Raw genomic sequence first — 14,969 nt, 5'->3', positions numbered from 1 at the left:
CAACGCGGTAGTAGCTCAGTTGGTAGAGCATCAGCTTCCCAAGCTGAGGGTCACGAGTTCGAGCCTCGCCTACCGCTCCAACTGATAATCAAGGTGTTACGATAAAAAGTAACACCTTTTTTATTCCAAATAACCGTTTTTACTTGGAAAAAACATACATTTGTAGCGTAAAACGACTTAAAAACTAAGTCAAATAATAAGTCAAATTTTTAGTCACATGAAAGCTACGATCATATTGGATAAGAGAAGAGAGCGGAAAGACAGTAAATATCCGATCGCATTACGAATCTTCAATAAGTCTTACTTGTTTTTAGGGACAGGGTACTACGGAACTGATTCTACATTCAAGGACGGGGCATTCACGAAAAAAGAATCCAACTTCAAACTGAAGAATATCGCTCTATCAGATATCCTTAACCAGGTTGAAAAACTATTCATATCTATTAATGGTCCAATAACAGATAAAAGATTACGGGATTTGATAAACAAAGAAATCTTGAATAAAGAGCATAGAGAAATACCGGAGACAGTAGAAAGATATTTTGTCGACTACCTCGACGAGTTTATATCGAGAAAGCAGAAAGAAGGGACCAAGACCGTATATACCACTACAAGGAACAAGATTTATAAATATGACCCAAAAGCCACATTCGACACTATTGATAAAAAATGGCTTGAAAGTTTTGAAATGTGGATGGCTAAATCCGGCATGAAAATAAACGCTTATGCTATCCACCTTAGAAATATCAGGTCGGTATTCAATTATGCCATAGATAATGAATACACAACACTATATCCTTTTCGTAAATTCAAAATAAAGAAAGAGGAAACACGAAAGAGGTCTCTTAGCGTAGAACAACTCCGGGTATTGAAGGACTATCCCTGCGAGGAATATCAAGTAAGATACAGAGATATGTTCATGCTCATGTTCTACCTGATAGGCGTTAATGCTGCTGATCTTTTTCTCGCCAAGCCAGAAGCGATAGATAATGGGAGATTTGAATATAAGAGAGCAAAGACTGGCAAACTATATTCCATCAAGGTAGAGCCGGAAGCTATGGAGATAATCGACCGGTATAAGGGGGGCAACTATCTTCTAAATATAATGGACGAATACAAGGATTACAAAAATTTCTTGCATAGGATGGGCATAGCATTGAAAGATATAGGCAAAGTAGAAAGAGTAGGCCGAGGCGGGAAAAAGGCAAGAGAGCCTCTTTTCAAAGATTTATCATCGTATTGGTCGCGTCATACATGGGCCACGATAGCCGCGTCAATTGATATCCCAAAAGAAACGATCAGTGAAGCGCTTGGCCATAGCATAGGATCAGAAGTGACATCTATATATATCAAATTCGATCATAAGAAAGTAGACGAAGCGAACAGGAAAGTAATAGACCATGTTTTTAAACATGATTCAAATTGTTAATCACTCTGATAAACTACCCCTAAATCTTAGGTTTAGGGGTTTTCAAATGCAACCACCTATAAAGTCCATATTACAGCTCCTCTAACCACTTTTTACCGGACTTTGTTTTTAACCAAATCAAAAAAACAGCCCCTACAATAGCCAATACTGTAAAAGTCAATCCTAACTGAGTCATAACATGCTATTTTAAAATTTCATTTCCTATCCTTGCAAATATATACGTTGCAACCGTACCTATCACCACAATATAAAGATTTGTTTCTTGATATGAATCCATAAACAAAGGACTTATACCGCCGACAACCAAACCTCCCAAAATAAGCTTGGCGGAATCGTAAAGAAACAGGCAAGCTTCTCACGCCTAACCTTATCTTTCTCCCTTCCTTCACGTTTCTCATCCTGCAACTTCTCCCAATTTCCCATATATCAAAGACTCCCCAGCCATTTCTTTCCGGACTTAGTGAAAGTCCAAGCTAAAAAACCGCCTCCAACTAATGCCGCCAATATCAATAATAAAAGAAAATCGTTCATATAAAACCTCCTATTCTATTTTAAAATTCTATATCCAGATATTGCAAATATAAAGCTTACTATAAAACCTATAACTACAATCATCCAATTTACATGAGCGTCGCTCCCTGTTATCATTGGAGATAATGCAGCAAAAGAGACAGCCGTGAGAAAAAGCTTCGATAAATCCAAGAAATACTTACTTATGATCTCACGAACGCTTTTCTTTCTATCTCGCTCATCTATCTTTCTCTCTTGTTTTCTCTCCCAGTTCCCCATGTCGAACGATCTTATCACATTATACTGAACTGCCGTATGCACAAGATAACCCGAGCCATGGCAGTTATTGTTTCTTTCCTCACGTCCTTCGGGTCATGTTCCTTATTATACGACACCAGATTCAAGTATTCGTTACCCTCGCTTGACTTCTTTACGTATTTAACCACGACAGATACATCGGAATCATTTTCTATCTGCAATATGTATATTTCCCCATATTGCACTGATTCAATATTGTGAACCTCTCTATATGCTATAATATCCCCCGATTTTAATAGTGGATACATGGAATCCCCTATAACCTTAACAGCGCCATCACATTTAGGCATATTTGGAATAGAAATCCTGCCTAAATAAGCCTTATTTCTATCTCCTTCCTCAGAGAACAACCTGCTTAACCCCGCTGATACGTCTATATCATAAAGGTTAAATTCCGACATGGGATATATTTTATCTGGGGATTTAGAGTGAGACAAAGATATAATATTATCGGATGCGGCTTGAGCAGATGGCTGCTTTAACATAGGACCTTCTCCGGTAAGAAGCCATTCGGGAGAAACATCAGGGTATTGGAGATAAAATTCTCCAAGCCTGTCGCTTGAAATGCTATTTGACTTTAACAATGCACCTTTAGACCAGCATAACGAAGACTCTGCCTTTGTTATGCTAACCCCCTTATATTTAAGGCATTCTAAAATTCTATCTTTCACATTCATGGCGTCAACAATTAATATTAGTTAATTTGGAGAAAATATTACCCAATACTCTTGTTTTGGAGAATATTTTACCCGATATTTGCACCGTAATCAATGACAAAAACGTTTTCATAATGAAAAAGAAAATGTCAGTTTGCAAATATAATAATTAAAATAAGGATATGGTAACGAAGCCAAGAATTTTGTACGAAAAGGGAGTGATTAAAAAAATTGCCACTCAAGTGGGAGTTACTGAGGCAACAGTTAGGTTGGCTCTGAGATTCGCAACAGAAGGAGAACAGCCGGATTTAATCAGAAAAGTAGCATTGTCAGAATACGGATGTATGTTGCAAAGAAAGCCTGTTAATATTCCAGTAAAAAATATATGATATGGCAAGAGGAAAAACAATAGGGAAAATAGAGCCGGTCCACAAGATATGGCTCTCAACCCAAGAAGCGGCAGCATACCTTGGCGTATCAACACGATTCCTCCGTGATCAATTAGATGTAATACCAGGAGTAGAGGTGTATAACATAGGTGGTAATAAGAAATTTTACCGACTTGAAAACCTCGATAGGCTAATAAGCCAGGGCAAGGTAAAATAACAAAATAAAGGGTATAGGCTGAAAGCGTTCGGCTGGTGAAGGAAAGCGTTCCTGACCGGGTTCGAATCCCGGATACTCACAAAAAGAGATCTTTTACTTATTTCCACCTTAGCACCCGTCGAAAGAGGGTTGAAGCGAAAGGATACCAATCTACTTTATTAATGAAGGTAATAAAGTCGGCGGCATTGGATATTACGTCGTGGTTGTGATGTCCGGTTGACTTGTCCCGGATCGGTGTTAAACAATCTATCGAATGCTGCTTTAATAATATAGCCCGGAATATAGCGTGATGCTGCTGATCGGATCAGCTTCCGGGTACTGCAATTAGAATTGTAATGTTTGTAATTATTCATCCTTACCGTCCGGGAGGATATGTAAGGGAACGGAGGGCTACAGGTAGTAAAGCATATATGTATGGCCGTTCATACATGCCTTATGTTGTTCAATACAACGTCCTCCACAATGTATTTAGAGTTTAATATTGGTTTTAGTATAACGTCATTCGTCCGTGAGGATATAATGATGTTTCAATGTTTAATCACGAATTATATATATGATACATCAACCGGAGCCCTCTGCGAAGATCGCCCCGGTCTTACTCTGAAATTTAAAAATCAACGATATATGGAAATAGAAAACAAAATCATCCTATCAATGTCCCTATTAATGGCAATTGGTAGTGGAATCGGGATGTTCTACAACCCCTTTCTGGGTCTCTTTTTTGCGTGCGGTATAATCTTATCGTACTTAACATATAAAGAAATAAGACATGAAAGACATCTATCTAAAAGACCCCGACGGAGAGTATGACTTCGACGGATTAGAAGAAATGGAAGATCCCGAAGATGCTTATCAGAGGGATTGGGAGGCTTCAACATTATATTGGTAAAAATAATCATGGGCAAAAATATGGAAATATCAGATTACAAATATAATCTCATGGTGTCGGCGAATGCGATCAAGGGCTTACAAAATGTTATAGGCAATCTCCAACTCGCAAAACAAACCAGAGAAGGACCTCCAGGGAATAATCCCAATTATAACAAGAATGTAGCTTGGGAAATTGAGCAAAAGGCGGAATTGGAATACGAGAACAGCATAAACAGGCTTAGATGCTGTGAAATAATTCCATTGAACTGGGTCCCTCCTTTCGAGAAGCTAAAGAAAATGGTAAACAAATAACTCTAAAAAGAACATGAAGCAATACTTAGAAGCTATTAGTGCAATGTTAACATTCAAGTCTTACACAACATTGCCAAGATGGATTGAAATATCTTTTGGGATATGTATATGGGCGTATTTATTTGCGATAATAGCAATAATACTAATTAAATGAAACAGATCATCCTTATCATCCTAATGATAATATGTTGTATAACCATTGCTGGTATTGTTTTGTACTGGCTATATCTTATACACTGGACACTATCCGTCATAGTTGGAGCTATTGTAGGAGCTGCCATCTTAAGCGAATATATTGATTAACAAGAAAAACATCCGAGGTGTACCCCTCGCCTCATATCGGCAACCGCAAATCTTGAAAGTGGTAGACCTTGACATTTGCAATGGTCCGGTAGGCAGGAGCACGGTAGGATAAGTATTTAATATTAATGTTTAACTAAATCCGTCATTAAAGGGTGACGTCTGGTGCAAGACCAGTGATTGTTATTATTATTTCGGCTAACAGCCCGGAATGCTTTGACCGGCTATCCGGGCACAATTACCGCTGGGAAGCAGGCAAATACTCATACAGTATTTTTATTAAGTAAAACATGACAGCCGGGAAAGACCGGCAACCGGGCGTATGGCTCAATGGTAGAGCGTTCCTAAACGGGAAAGAAAGGGGTTCGATTCCCTAACGTCCACGAATTAAATATTTACAATATGGAAAGATCAGAGTCTATAAAAGAGATCGCCGGCGCTCTCTGTCTATTTCAACAAAAAGTCGGAAAAATAAAGAAAGAAAGCAACAATCCATTCTTTAAAAGTAAATACGCATCATTGGCAAATATATTAGATGTTGTGCAAGGTCCTCTTTCAGAATGCGGATTATCGTTAATACAGATGCCAACAGGAGAAAACGAGCTTGAAACTATCCTTATGCACATCTCTGGTGAATGGATGGCTTCAACTTATACCATGAGACCTGTAAAGAATGATCCACAGGGAATTGGTTCATGTATTACTTATCAAAGGAGATATGCTATCGGAGCAATATTGAATCTTAATATTGATGACGACGATGACGGTAACGGTAACAATGCTTCTAATGTACAATCAAAAACAAATCTCGATTCGAGAAAATTATTCAATCCGAATACATTGAATAATGAAGCAAATATGAAAATTCTCTATGAGCATCTTGATAAGAAAGAGAAAGAGGCAAAAGAGAATAAAGCAAATTTCTCGGTCGCTCGCTACATGGAATCTATCTACAAGATAGGGAAAGTTGAGCTCCAGACAGTTATCGATATGTATTTACAATATAAAAATGCAGTAAATGGACAATCAATTAAAGAAGATCGGAATATGGCCAATTAACAGAGCAGGCCAGCAGGAATTAGCCAACTCGCTAATATATCCTGTTATTGAGGGAGAAGTAAACCCCATAGAACATATAGCAAAAATGAAGGGCTTATACGAAGCCCTGAAAAAGGCTATAGATGATGATCGAATTAAAGACGCGGTCATTACAGAGACTGAAAAATACGGTAAAAAAGCATCTTGGAACGGATGCGAGGTCTCCCTTAAAGAAGTTGGAGTTTCGTATGATTTCAATAGCTGCAATGATCCCGAATACATCCGGTTAATCAAAGCAAAAGCAGACATAGACTCTCAAATAAAACAAAGAGAGTCTTATCTTAAAACAGTACCGGACGGAACAACCATACTGGATGAAGAAACTGGAGAAGTCTATAGTATTCACCCAGCTCTTAGGATGGCGAAACAAGGATACACAATAACATTTTCAAAATAATAATCATGGCAAATACAATTACCGGTAAGATAGCATATATCGGACCAATTCAGCAAATACCATCTAAGAATGGTGGTAACCCATTTGTAAAACGTGAGATAGTAATTGATTCTACACGTTTTGACCCATACACGGGAGAACGGGATAAATTCGAAAACTTCCCTTTGTTCGAATTTAGCGGTGACAAATGTGCTGATCTTGATAATTTTCAAGTAAACGATGTTGTAACCGTATCATTTGACATACAAGGAAGAAAATGGGTTGATGCAGAAGGTAAGACCAAATATATAAACTCTGTACGAGGGTACAAAATAGAAGCAAGACAGCAGCGGATACCGCAGCCGGCACCGCAACAGCAAGTTGTTTATCAGCATCAGCAGCCGGCGTATAATCCTCCAATGCCTCCTGACTTTCCCCCTCCTCCTCAAGACGAACCTCCTTTTTGATCAATAATTTATGCTGATCAATCCTACAAATGAGTTCGACAGAGCACGTGCAGACATCTATTACAAAAAATTGATGTCTGGCACTGATCTGTTCGAAATAACAAAGAGAGTCAAACGGAGGACACCATCGCAGAACAACCTTTTCCACATGTGGGTACAAGTTGTCGCTGATCATCTCGGCTACACCTCCATTGAAGATTGCAAGAGAGACATCAAAAGAATTTTATTAGGCACAAGGGAAGAAGCTAACCGGATAACCGGGGAGATTCAGCAGGTAGATTATCAGACGTCAGCGATGACCACCGCAGAACTATCCTCATTGATGGACAAAATGAAGATATGGGCGCAAACAGATTTAGGCTGTTATCTCCCCTACTTTGGCGATCCCGGATACGAAGAAATGACAGGTAAATATCATGGATGATAAATTTGAGATTTTATACGTCGTTCAAGCCCCTACCAGGCTTAGTGATGATAAGACAGAAAAGGCTATTCAGCTCCTAAGGAATGGAGATTTGGATAGCCTTTTAAAATGTAAGGAATTAATTATTGAACTTATAAACGAAAGAATATGATTAAAGGATACAAAGGGTTCGACAAAGAGCTAAAATGTAGAAATTTTCAATATAAAACAAATGATGTATTTGAAGAAGAAGGAGAAATAAAAGCCTGCAGTAAAGGTTTTCATTTCTGTGAAAATCCGCTTGATGTTTTCAATTACTATCCTCCTTCTGATAGCAGATACTGTGAAGTGGATGGAGATGGGAAGATAGATAAAGATAATAATGATAGCAAAGTTGCATGTTCTAAACTACATATTCATACAGAAATTGGTTTAAAGGGAATAATATCAGCAGGCGTAAAATTTATTCTTGATAAAGTAGATTGGAACAATTGCAAGGAGACCAACACCGGCTATCTGTCAGCAGCAACCAACACCGGCGATCGGTCAGCAGCAATCGTAGAAGGCAAAGACAGTATAGCTATCATAACAGGATATGACAGCAAAGCAAAAGGAGAAATAGGATGTTGGATTGTATTGACAGAAAGAGGTGAATGGAATGGACAAACTTATCCTATACTTGACGTTAAAGCATTTAAGGTGGATGATGATATTATAAAGTCTAACACATTTTATAAACTCGTCAATGGTAAACCTATAGAAGTAGAATAATATGAAATACGAGCTACCCGACTACTTGATCAAATCCTTCCTCCGTCATGTGTCAACGATAATCGATCATGTGGACGATAAAGGCAAGAGCCGGGTAGCTAATGCCGTCCGGCTTGCAAGGAAAGATTTGAAGAAAATTGAATGTTTAATTAAAAAATAAATCATTATGCAAAATTGGTTTGAATGCAAAGTCTCCTTTGAAAAAGTAATGGAGAATGGAATACAGAAACGGACTACAGAATCCTATTTAGTAGATGCGTTAAGTTTCACTGAAGCAGAAGCCCGAATAATAGAAGAGATGAGACCATTTATATCCGGTGAATTTACAGTTTCCGCAGTAGGGAGGAAAAAGCTATCGGAAATATTCTTCAATGAAAACGGTGACCGTTTCTATAAAATCAAAGTCTACTTCATCACGCTCGACGAAAAAAGCGGAGCTGAAAAGAAAACCGCTGTACAAATGCTGGCTCAAGCCTCCAACCTGAAAGAAGCCATTGCCGTATTGGAAGACGGGATGAAGGGCGCATTGGCCGACTATACCATTGCTTCTGTTACAGAAACGCAAATAATGGATATATTCCCTTTTAAGGCTAACAAAGAAAGCGAGACCAAAGATGAATGAATATCCTTACATCCCTGACTGGTGGATATCGAAATAAACATGCAGCATTATTAAACGGCAAGTAATGGACTTTGGATGGGAGCCGGATTATGAGCCGGATAATTTTGATAATTATAATTACGATGATTAAAAGAGATAGAGTAATAGGAATAGACCCCGATTGTGACAGATCGGGGATAACTGAACTCCATGTAAAATCAAGGTGTCTGAATGTTACAACACTTTCTTTTCCCTTGCTTATGGATTATTTAAGATTCCTGAAATCAGAGTTTGTCGATAAAATGGGAGAATCTGTTGTAGTTGTTATTGAAGCTGGATGGAAGAATGAAAGCAATTGGCACGCTACACGCTCTTCACCGGCAGCAGCCGCTAAAATAGGCCAGAATACCGGCAGAAACCATGAGGTAGCAAGGAAAATTGCAGAGATGGCAAGACATATCGGATTAGAAGTAGACGAAATCAAGCCGCTTCGAAAATGCTGGAAAGGGAAAGACGGGAAGATCACCCAGGAAGAACTCTCAAAGATAGTAGGCGGATTGGATAAACGACTAAATCAAGATGCGCGTGACAGCTGTTTAATTGCATGGGTTTATGCAGGATTACCAATTAAATTATGATATGGCAAAGAAAGTAATTGTTCAAGCAAGGTGTAACGATTGCATACATTCTACACCTTTCTGCGATTTGGTTATCACCTGTTCGCAGAAAAAAATCAATTTAGTAGGGAACTCTATTAGGCTATGTAATCTATTTAAAAAGAAGTAACAATATAAATATGAAAGCATATCAATTTGAAGAAATTGTTTTTTGGCTATCATTCATTGCCTATTTAGTTAGCCGTGTAGCTAATTGCGATAAGTGGGTGCAAAACATACTGCTTTTCAGCTCTTCTCTAAATTTAGTTTATGCAATTTATTTCGCCTACAAAAATAGAAAAAGATGAAAAGGATGAAAACATTTAGGATTCCCGAACAAGAAGGAGGAATACCTTCAGAGCCTAAACGAAAAACAAAACCTGTCAGAGTGGACCGGAATACCATTATCATGGTCCCAGAGGGTGCAGACGTTGAAGCTCACAAGAAGAAGTACCAAGAACATGAAGTGTCAGTACCGGGGTGGATTCCCTGGTGGTAAAATCAAATAGAATATGCATACTCCTACTATATCAATAAAAAATATTGACATAAGTGATTTCCAATATAAGATATTGGAGAGACACATGTATCAATGCGAAAGATGCCTCTCTACCATCATGGATGGGATGCCAATAAGGCCCTATCTAAAAAGAGACAATATGAACAAAGGAGATCCTAATAATTATTTTTGCTCATGCCCTGATTGTGTGGATATATTGAAATGGATTTATAAAAACAATAAAGATGGGTAACAATAATAAAACGGGATTCTCTTTTTACAATGCCGACACCGACAGATTTCAAGATATCAGAATAAAGAGGTTGAAAAAGGATTTAGGATGTAATGGATTTGCCGTATATGAATACATATTAAACGAAATCTACCGAGTAAAAGGTTGTTTCCTTGTGTGGGACGAATGTACTGCCTTTGACGTGGCCGATTACTGGGGATTGAAAGAAAATGTGGTGAATGAGATAATAACCTATTGCTGTGCTGTGGGTCTTTTTGATAAAGAACTGCTCTCTTGTGAGAGGATTATTACGTCACCCTCTATTCAATCAAGATATATAGACATGTGTATACGAGCAAAAAGAAAAGACATCAAAATTCCGGAAGAATATCTAATTGTTCCGGAAGAATACCTCAAAATTATGGAAGAATACTTAGAAATTCCGGTAAAGTCTCGTAGAGTAGAGAAGAGTAGAGTAGAGAAGAATATAGAATCTAAAGATTCTCTTGACGAATTTGCCTTTGAAACAGTATGGGCGATGTATGAAAAGAAGGGAACGTCAAAGGTGGCCCGTAGCAGATGGGATAAATTGCCAAAGAAAAAAAAACAACTGGCATTAAAACATATTCCCTTGTATGTCCAGGCTACCCCAGAAAAGAAATACCGAAAAAACCTTGAAACATACATCAATCAGGAGGCTTGGAACGACGAAATATTCACCTCTGTTCAAGATCAAAACAATGATCTGGGTGAAGGCGTATGGATAGAAAACGGAAAGAAATACTATGGGGACAAGAATAATCCAAGAGAAATTCCGCTATCAGCGCCTAAGCGTCCTGGCAAACAATATGCCTATGATCGAGAAAAAAACAGCTGGACAGTATTATGACTTGGGATGAATTGAATATCAAAATACCCTATGGCAGAACGTCAGGTAAGATAAAAACATTTTGCCCTGCTTGCCATAGCAAAAGAAGTGACAAGGCAGACAAGTCATTGTCTGTTGATCTTGACCAAGGATTGTACAAATGTCATTATTGCGGTTTCTCTGGTTGCACAAAAGAATTTCCGAAGAAAATCAAGAAAGAATATGTGCGACCTACTTGGAAAAATGAGACCAAATTATCGGAAAAGGCAGTAAAGTACTTTGAAGGAAGAAGGATTCCGCAGGATATTTTGAGAATCATGAAAATATCTGAAGGAATGGAGTTTATGCCACAGGATAATTGCAAAATGAATACGATCCAATTCAATTATTTCTTGAATGGTCAGCTTGTCAATGTGAAATACAGGACTGGCAATAAGCATTTTAAACTTATCCCAAATGCAGAACTTATTCCCTACAACCTTGATGCCATCAAAAATTCGACTGAGTGTATTATTACGGAAGGTGAATTTGATTGTTTATCGTTCATTTCTTGTGGCTTTACGCATACTATCAGTGTCCCAAACGGAGCGAGCGCAAACACTTCTTATCTCGACGACTATTGGGATGAGTATTTCGAGAACAAGGAGACCGTTTACATCGCTTCAGATACAGATGCAAAGGGAATAATACTAAGAGATGAGCTTGTGAGGCGTTTTGGGGCTGAAAGATGCAAGATCATAACTTACGGAGAAGATTGTAAGGATGCGAATGAATTACTCGTTAAAAAGGGCGCATACGCCTTAAAACAGGCTGTCGAAAATTCATCCGAGTTGAAGATAGATGGCGTATTCACTGTTTTTGACTTTGAGGATGAGCTTGACAACCTTTACGAGAAAGGTCTTCAAAAAGGTCTGACTATTGGATTTGAGAACTTTGACGCTTTATGTTCTTTTGAGACAAAGAGAATGTGCATAGTGACCGGTATACCGGGAAATGGGAAGTCGGAATTTTTAGACGAGATAGCAGAGAGGCTTAATATCTTATATGGCTGGAAGTTTGCTTATTTTTCTCCTGAAAATTTTCCATTGAAGTATCATGCGTCCAAAATGATTTGCAAAATCACAGGTAAGAAGTTTGACTCTTCCAGTTTGCCACTTAACGAGTACAGGCAAGCGAAGCAATACATGAGCGATAATTTCTTTTTCATTTTCCCGGAAGAAGGATTTTCCGTAGACACTATACTTGATAAAGCAAAGTATCTGATACGCAGAAAAGGGATAAAAGCCCTTGTTATTGACCCTTGGAATCGTTTAGAACATCAGATACCAATTGGGATGAATGAGACTAACTATATAAGTCAAACTCTTGACAAGTTTACAAACTTCGCTCAAAAGTATGACATATTGCTATTTTTAGTCGCTCATCCCAGGAAAATGAATAAGGACTCCAGTGGACAATTCGAAGTTCCGACCCTTTACGACATAAACGGTTCTGCCAATTTTTACAATAAGACCGACTACGGCATTACGGTTCAAAGGAATAAAGAAGCCGGTACCGTAGGAGTGTATGTGCAAAAAGTAAAATTCAAGCACTTGGGTGAAACCGGTTCCGCTATGTTTAAATATAACATAAATAACGGACGTTATGTCCCTTGTTATGAGTCTCAAATTCCGGTATGGGATAATTCTAATCATTTGATAAAAAAAATTACAGATCAAAATGAAGAATATGAAAAAGTTACACTCCCATTCGACATGTATAGAGGAGAAGAACCTCCATTTTAATTTACACAATTATGGCAACAGAACAACTTGAGCAGATTCGGCACTTGCAAGAGAGAGTCGAATTTAATGAGCGCATACACTGTCACTATGTGGCAGCAAGGCTTAGAAGAGAAATTTATAAAATAAAAAAAGACAGTCATGATAAAACAATCCCATATCATTGCGGTGAATGCTCCTTAATAGAGGATGAAGATATATCCGGTTCCGGATGGTGTGCTTTCCTCCAGAAGCCGGTTATGTGTGATGATTTAGCCTGTGATGATGGGTTAAAGAAAGGAGGGGACGATGAAAATACTTGATCTGGTCCTCAAAGCTCAGTGGTACGACATGATCGAAAGCGGAGAAAAGAAAGAAGAGTATCGTGAAATAACAGACTATTGGGCTAAAAGACTGTGTTGTTATGGGATTAGCTTAGGCTTCTGTGATTTATGCAAACAGAAAAATTGTAACATGGTAAACAGAGCAGATGGTAACATTGAGCTTCGATACGATGCTGTACGTTTCCGCTACGGCTACACTAAGCGCACCATGCTATTTAAACTCAATAGCATCTCTATTGGCAAAGGCAATCCCGCCTGGGGAGCTCCCAATCATGAAGTCTTTATTTTAAAATCTGGCGAAAGAATAAAATAAGGCTTTCCGCTATTCTAAAAATCAATCAAATATTAAAACAATGGAACAGAACAATCTTTATCAAATCACCGTAAACAGAAGGCAACTTGAATTAATAGCAAGATGCCTGGAGGATATCAGCCGGTTTGCGGCTGGTCAACCGGAGTTGCATCATACAGTAGAAACTCTCCTGGCTAATCATGATGATAGCTGCGAAAAGCGAGACGAGATAGAAGCGCATTTGCTGGCGATCAAGAAAATTATCTATCCTGAACTTTCCGATCACGCATCTTACGGATATGATGGCGGCGGTCAAAGGGACCCCATTCGAAAGAACATGATCGGGAATACATATCAAATATACCGGGAAATTCTTCATTTCCTGGCCGTGAAAGACAGACAGAATAATGTTTATAACAGCGTCACATTGCCATCTGGAAATTTAGGTCCTATAAAAGTCAAAGAAATCCCTCTTTGCACGACAGTACAAGATTGCGAATTGGCAGTGCAAGAAACAGAGAAGAAAGCAATTAAAGCCTTTGATATGTATCTCAGGAATTACCTGCAATTAGAAGTGACAGAAGAGCGTTATTCGACGCTCATGAATGATTTTAAGGACACTATGAGGGCACTATGTTCAATCGGTAAGAGTGAATCATGAACAAAGAAAAATATAGAATAAGGTTCTTCAACGGAACCTATCTCATGAAATATTCTCCTCGTCATTTTAGGGGTGGAAAAGTATCTATTGAAAAAACTGGCGACATAGATGAAGCGATAATTTTCAGAGATTACAACACTGCAGAGAAGATAAAGGCAGAGCTTGAGAGCATTGCTTTTTTACCTAAATGTGAAATTGAAGTTATAAACTAAAAAAATAACGAATCATGCAAGATATTAAATTACAACAAGCAGCAAAGGCTTATCAAGAAAAAGAACATGACATATGGACAGGAAAGGGTTTGGCGTCAGATTTACAAAAAACTTTTGTTGCCGGCGCCGAGTGGCAGAAGCAACAATCCTATACCGAGGACCAGATAAAGCAAGCCATCTTCGACTACTGCGATGAGAACGGCATGGACGATGAAGAAGCCAAGGAATGTGTGGATGACTTTATTAACAACTTCTTGAATAAAAAAATCGAATATGAGCAGAATTAATTTTCAAGGTAAACGGGATGATTTGAAAGATAAATCATCTTTAGAGTTAATCGAGAAGTTCTTTGATTTTCTCAAAGGTAAATGTCCAGATCAAATTGATTGTAATGATTTGCCAAATTTGAATAGTGAACAGGCTTTTTCTGTGATATATTATTTACAGGAACATCTACCTGTATTCCCTGATACAATAGAAAAATGTGATAGATGTGGTGAGTTGTTTGATTTATCCTATTCTGGCACACATTGTGATATATGTGGCAATCTATGCGAAAGTTGCGATGATTGTACTTGTAGTTAAGAGTCTGACGAATAACATAAGAATAACTGAATATTATGGAACTTTATATCGAACCTATCAAAATAAATCGTAATCCGGTTACAGGCAGGTTTCTGAAAGGTTCTATTCCACATAACAAGGGGCGAAAAATGAATGAATATATT

General features: G+C 38.2%; 21 protein-coding genes and 1 tRNA gene. 20 read left to right on the top strand and 2 right to left on the bottom strand.

Annotated features, from left to right (window positions below):
• Window positions 1–4 precede the first annotated feature (4 nt).
• Both DW083_RS06505 and DW083_RS06500 read left to right on the top strand, forming a co-directional pair.
• Window positions 5–80 (top strand) — tRNA-Gly (locus DW083_RS06505).
• A gap of 137 nt (window positions 81–217) precedes the next feature.
• Complete coding sequence (locus DW083_RS06500) at window positions 218–1,429, top strand: site-specific integrase (RefSeq protein ID WP_122331848.1); 1,212 nt, start codon at window positions 218–220, stop codon at window positions 1,427–1,429.
• 546 nt (window positions 1,430–1,975) lie between these two features.
• On the opposite strand, the gene DW083_RS06490 is transcribed toward DW083_RS06500, so the two are convergent.
• Together DW083_RS06490 and DW083_RS06485 are read right to left on the bottom strand one after the other, a co-directional pair.
• The gene (locus tag DW083_RS06490) at window positions 1,976–2,218 is read right to left on the bottom strand and encodes a DUF6722 family protein (RefSeq protein WP_122331847.1); all 243 of its coding nucleotides are present in this window, start codon (window positions 2,216–2,218) and stop codon (window positions 1,976–1,978) included.
• A gap of 14 nt (window positions 2,219–2,232) precedes the next feature.
• Entirely contained in the window at window positions 2,233–2,934 is a 702-nt protein-coding gene (locus tag DW083_RS06485) for a S24 family peptidase (protein WP_122331846.1), read from the bottom strand.
• Between the two features lie 161 nt (window positions 2,935–3,095).
• Between DW083_RS06485 and DW083_RS06480 the strand changes: the two genes are divergently transcribed.
• The 18 genes from DW083_RS06480 (at window position 3,096) to DW083_RS21965 (ending at window position 14,826) form a co-directional block, all read left to right on the top strand.
• Complete coding sequence (locus DW083_RS06480) at window positions 3,096–3,302, top strand: hypothetical protein (RefSeq protein WP_122331845.1); 207 nt, start codon at window positions 3,096–3,098, stop codon at window positions 3,300–3,302.
• Window position 3,303: 1 nt separating this feature from the next.
• Window positions 3,304–3,519 carry a DNA-binding protein gene (locus DW083_RS06475; protein WP_122331844.1) on the top strand — a complete coding sequence of 72 codons (216 nt, stop codon included), beginning with the start codon at window positions 3,304–3,306 and terminating at the stop codon, window positions 3,517–3,519.
• A 909-nt stretch (window positions 3,520–4,428) separates the two neighbouring features.
• Entirely contained in the window at window positions 4,429–4,701 is a 273-nt protein-coding gene (locus tag DW083_RS06470) for a hypothetical protein (protein WP_147382105.1), read from the top strand.
• A gap of 702 nt (window positions 4,702–5,403) precedes the next feature.
• Window positions 5,404–6,060 carry an ERF family protein gene (locus DW083_RS06460; protein ID WP_122331842.1) on the top strand — a complete coding sequence of 219 codons (657 nt, stop codon included), beginning with the start codon at window positions 5,404–5,406 and terminating at the stop codon, window positions 6,058–6,060.
• A complete protein-coding gene (locus DW083_RS06455; RefSeq protein WP_122331841.1) occupies window positions 6,020–6,496 on the top strand; it encodes a hypothetical protein in 477 nt (158 codons plus the stop codon). Before DW083_RS06460 ends, DW083_RS06455 begins: the two co-directional genes overlap by 41 nt.
• A 5-nt stretch (window positions 6,497–6,501) precedes the next feature.
• Complete coding sequence (locus DW083_RS06450) at window positions 6,502–6,942, top strand: DUF3127 domain-containing protein (RefSeq protein WP_122331840.1); 441 nt, start codon at window positions 6,502–6,504, stop codon at window positions 6,940–6,942.
• A 73-nt stretch (window positions 6,943–7,015) separates the two neighbouring features.
• Entirely contained in the window at window positions 7,016–7,366 is a 351-nt protein-coding gene (locus DW083_RS06445; protein WP_233551816.1) for a recombination protein NinB, read from the top strand.
• Window positions 7,367–7,513: 147 nt separating this feature from the next.
• Window positions 7,514–8,116, top strand: coding sequence for a hypothetical protein (locus tag DW083_RS22220; protein ID WP_199659148.1), 603 nt, complete (start codon window positions 7,514–7,516; stop codon window positions 8,114–8,116).
• Between the two features lie 166 nt (window positions 8,117–8,282).
• On the top strand, window positions 8,283–8,738 hold the full coding sequence (locus DW083_RS06435) for a DUF4494 domain-containing protein (RefSeq protein ID WP_122331838.1): 456 nt from the start codon (window positions 8,283–8,285) through the stop codon (window positions 8,736–8,738).
• 122 nt (window positions 8,739–8,860) lie between these two features.
• Window positions 8,861–9,355, top strand: a complete 495-nt coding sequence (locus DW083_RS06430) for a hypothetical protein (RefSeq protein ID WP_147382104.1) — start codon at window positions 8,861–8,863, stop codon at window positions 9,353–9,355.
• A gap of 762 nt (window positions 9,356–10,117) precedes the next feature.
• Window positions 10,118–10,993, top strand: coding sequence for a DUF4373 domain-containing protein (locus tag DW083_RS06420; RefSeq protein ID WP_122331835.1), 876 nt, complete (start codon window positions 10,118–10,120; stop codon window positions 10,991–10,993).
• Window positions 10,990–12,756, top strand: coding sequence for a DnaB-like helicase C-terminal domain-containing protein (locus DW083_RS06415; RefSeq protein ID WP_233551813.1), 1,767 nt, complete (start codon window positions 10,990–10,992; stop codon window positions 12,754–12,756). Before DW083_RS06420 ends, DW083_RS06415 begins: the two co-directional genes overlap by 4 nt.
• Before the next feature lie 11 nt (window positions 12,757–12,767).
• Window positions 12,768–13,055: a hypothetical protein gene (locus DW083_RS06410; RefSeq protein WP_122331833.1), complete on the top strand. Its 288-nt coding sequence runs from the start codon at window positions 12,768–12,770 to the stop codon at window positions 13,053–13,055.
• Window positions 13,042–13,389, top strand: coding sequence for a hypothetical protein (locus DW083_RS06405; RefSeq protein ID WP_233551806.1), 348 nt, complete (start codon window positions 13,042–13,044; stop codon window positions 13,387–13,389). Before DW083_RS06410 ends, DW083_RS06405 begins: the two co-directional genes overlap by 14 nt.
• Before the next feature lie 40 nt (window positions 13,390–13,429).
• Window positions 13,430–14,029, top strand: a complete 600-nt coding sequence (locus tag DW083_RS06400; RefSeq protein ID WP_122331832.1) for a hypothetical protein — start codon at window positions 13,430–13,432, stop codon at window positions 14,027–14,029.
• A complete protein-coding gene (locus DW083_RS21970; RefSeq protein WP_147382103.1) occupies window positions 14,026–14,241 on the top strand; it encodes a hypothetical protein in 216 nt (71 codons plus the stop codon). The genes DW083_RS06400 and DW083_RS21970 overlap by 4 nt, the downstream gene beginning before the upstream one ends.
• A gap of 14 nt (window positions 14,242–14,255) precedes the next feature.
• Window positions 14,256–14,528: a hypothetical protein gene (locus DW083_RS06395; protein WP_122331831.1), complete on the top strand. Its 273-nt coding sequence runs from the start codon at window positions 14,256–14,258 to the stop codon at window positions 14,526–14,528.
• Window positions 14,515–14,826 (top strand): hypothetical protein, encoded by a 312-nt coding sequence (locus DW083_RS21965; RefSeq protein ID WP_147382102.1) that lies wholly within the window; start codon window positions 14,515–14,517, stop codon window positions 14,824–14,826. The genes DW083_RS06395 and DW083_RS21965 overlap by 14 nt, the downstream gene beginning before the upstream one ends.
• The last annotated feature ends 143 nt before the right edge of the window (window positions 14,827–14,969 follow it).

The organism is Parabacteroides sp. AF48-14 (assembly GCF_003477465.1).
Taxonomy (GTDB): Bacteria; Bacteroidota; Bacteroidia; order Bacteroidales; family Tannerellaceae; genus Parabacteroides; species Parabacteroides acidifaciens.
Note: the sequence above shows the minus strand (reverse complement) of the source record. Positions and strands in the feature narration are given on the sequence as shown.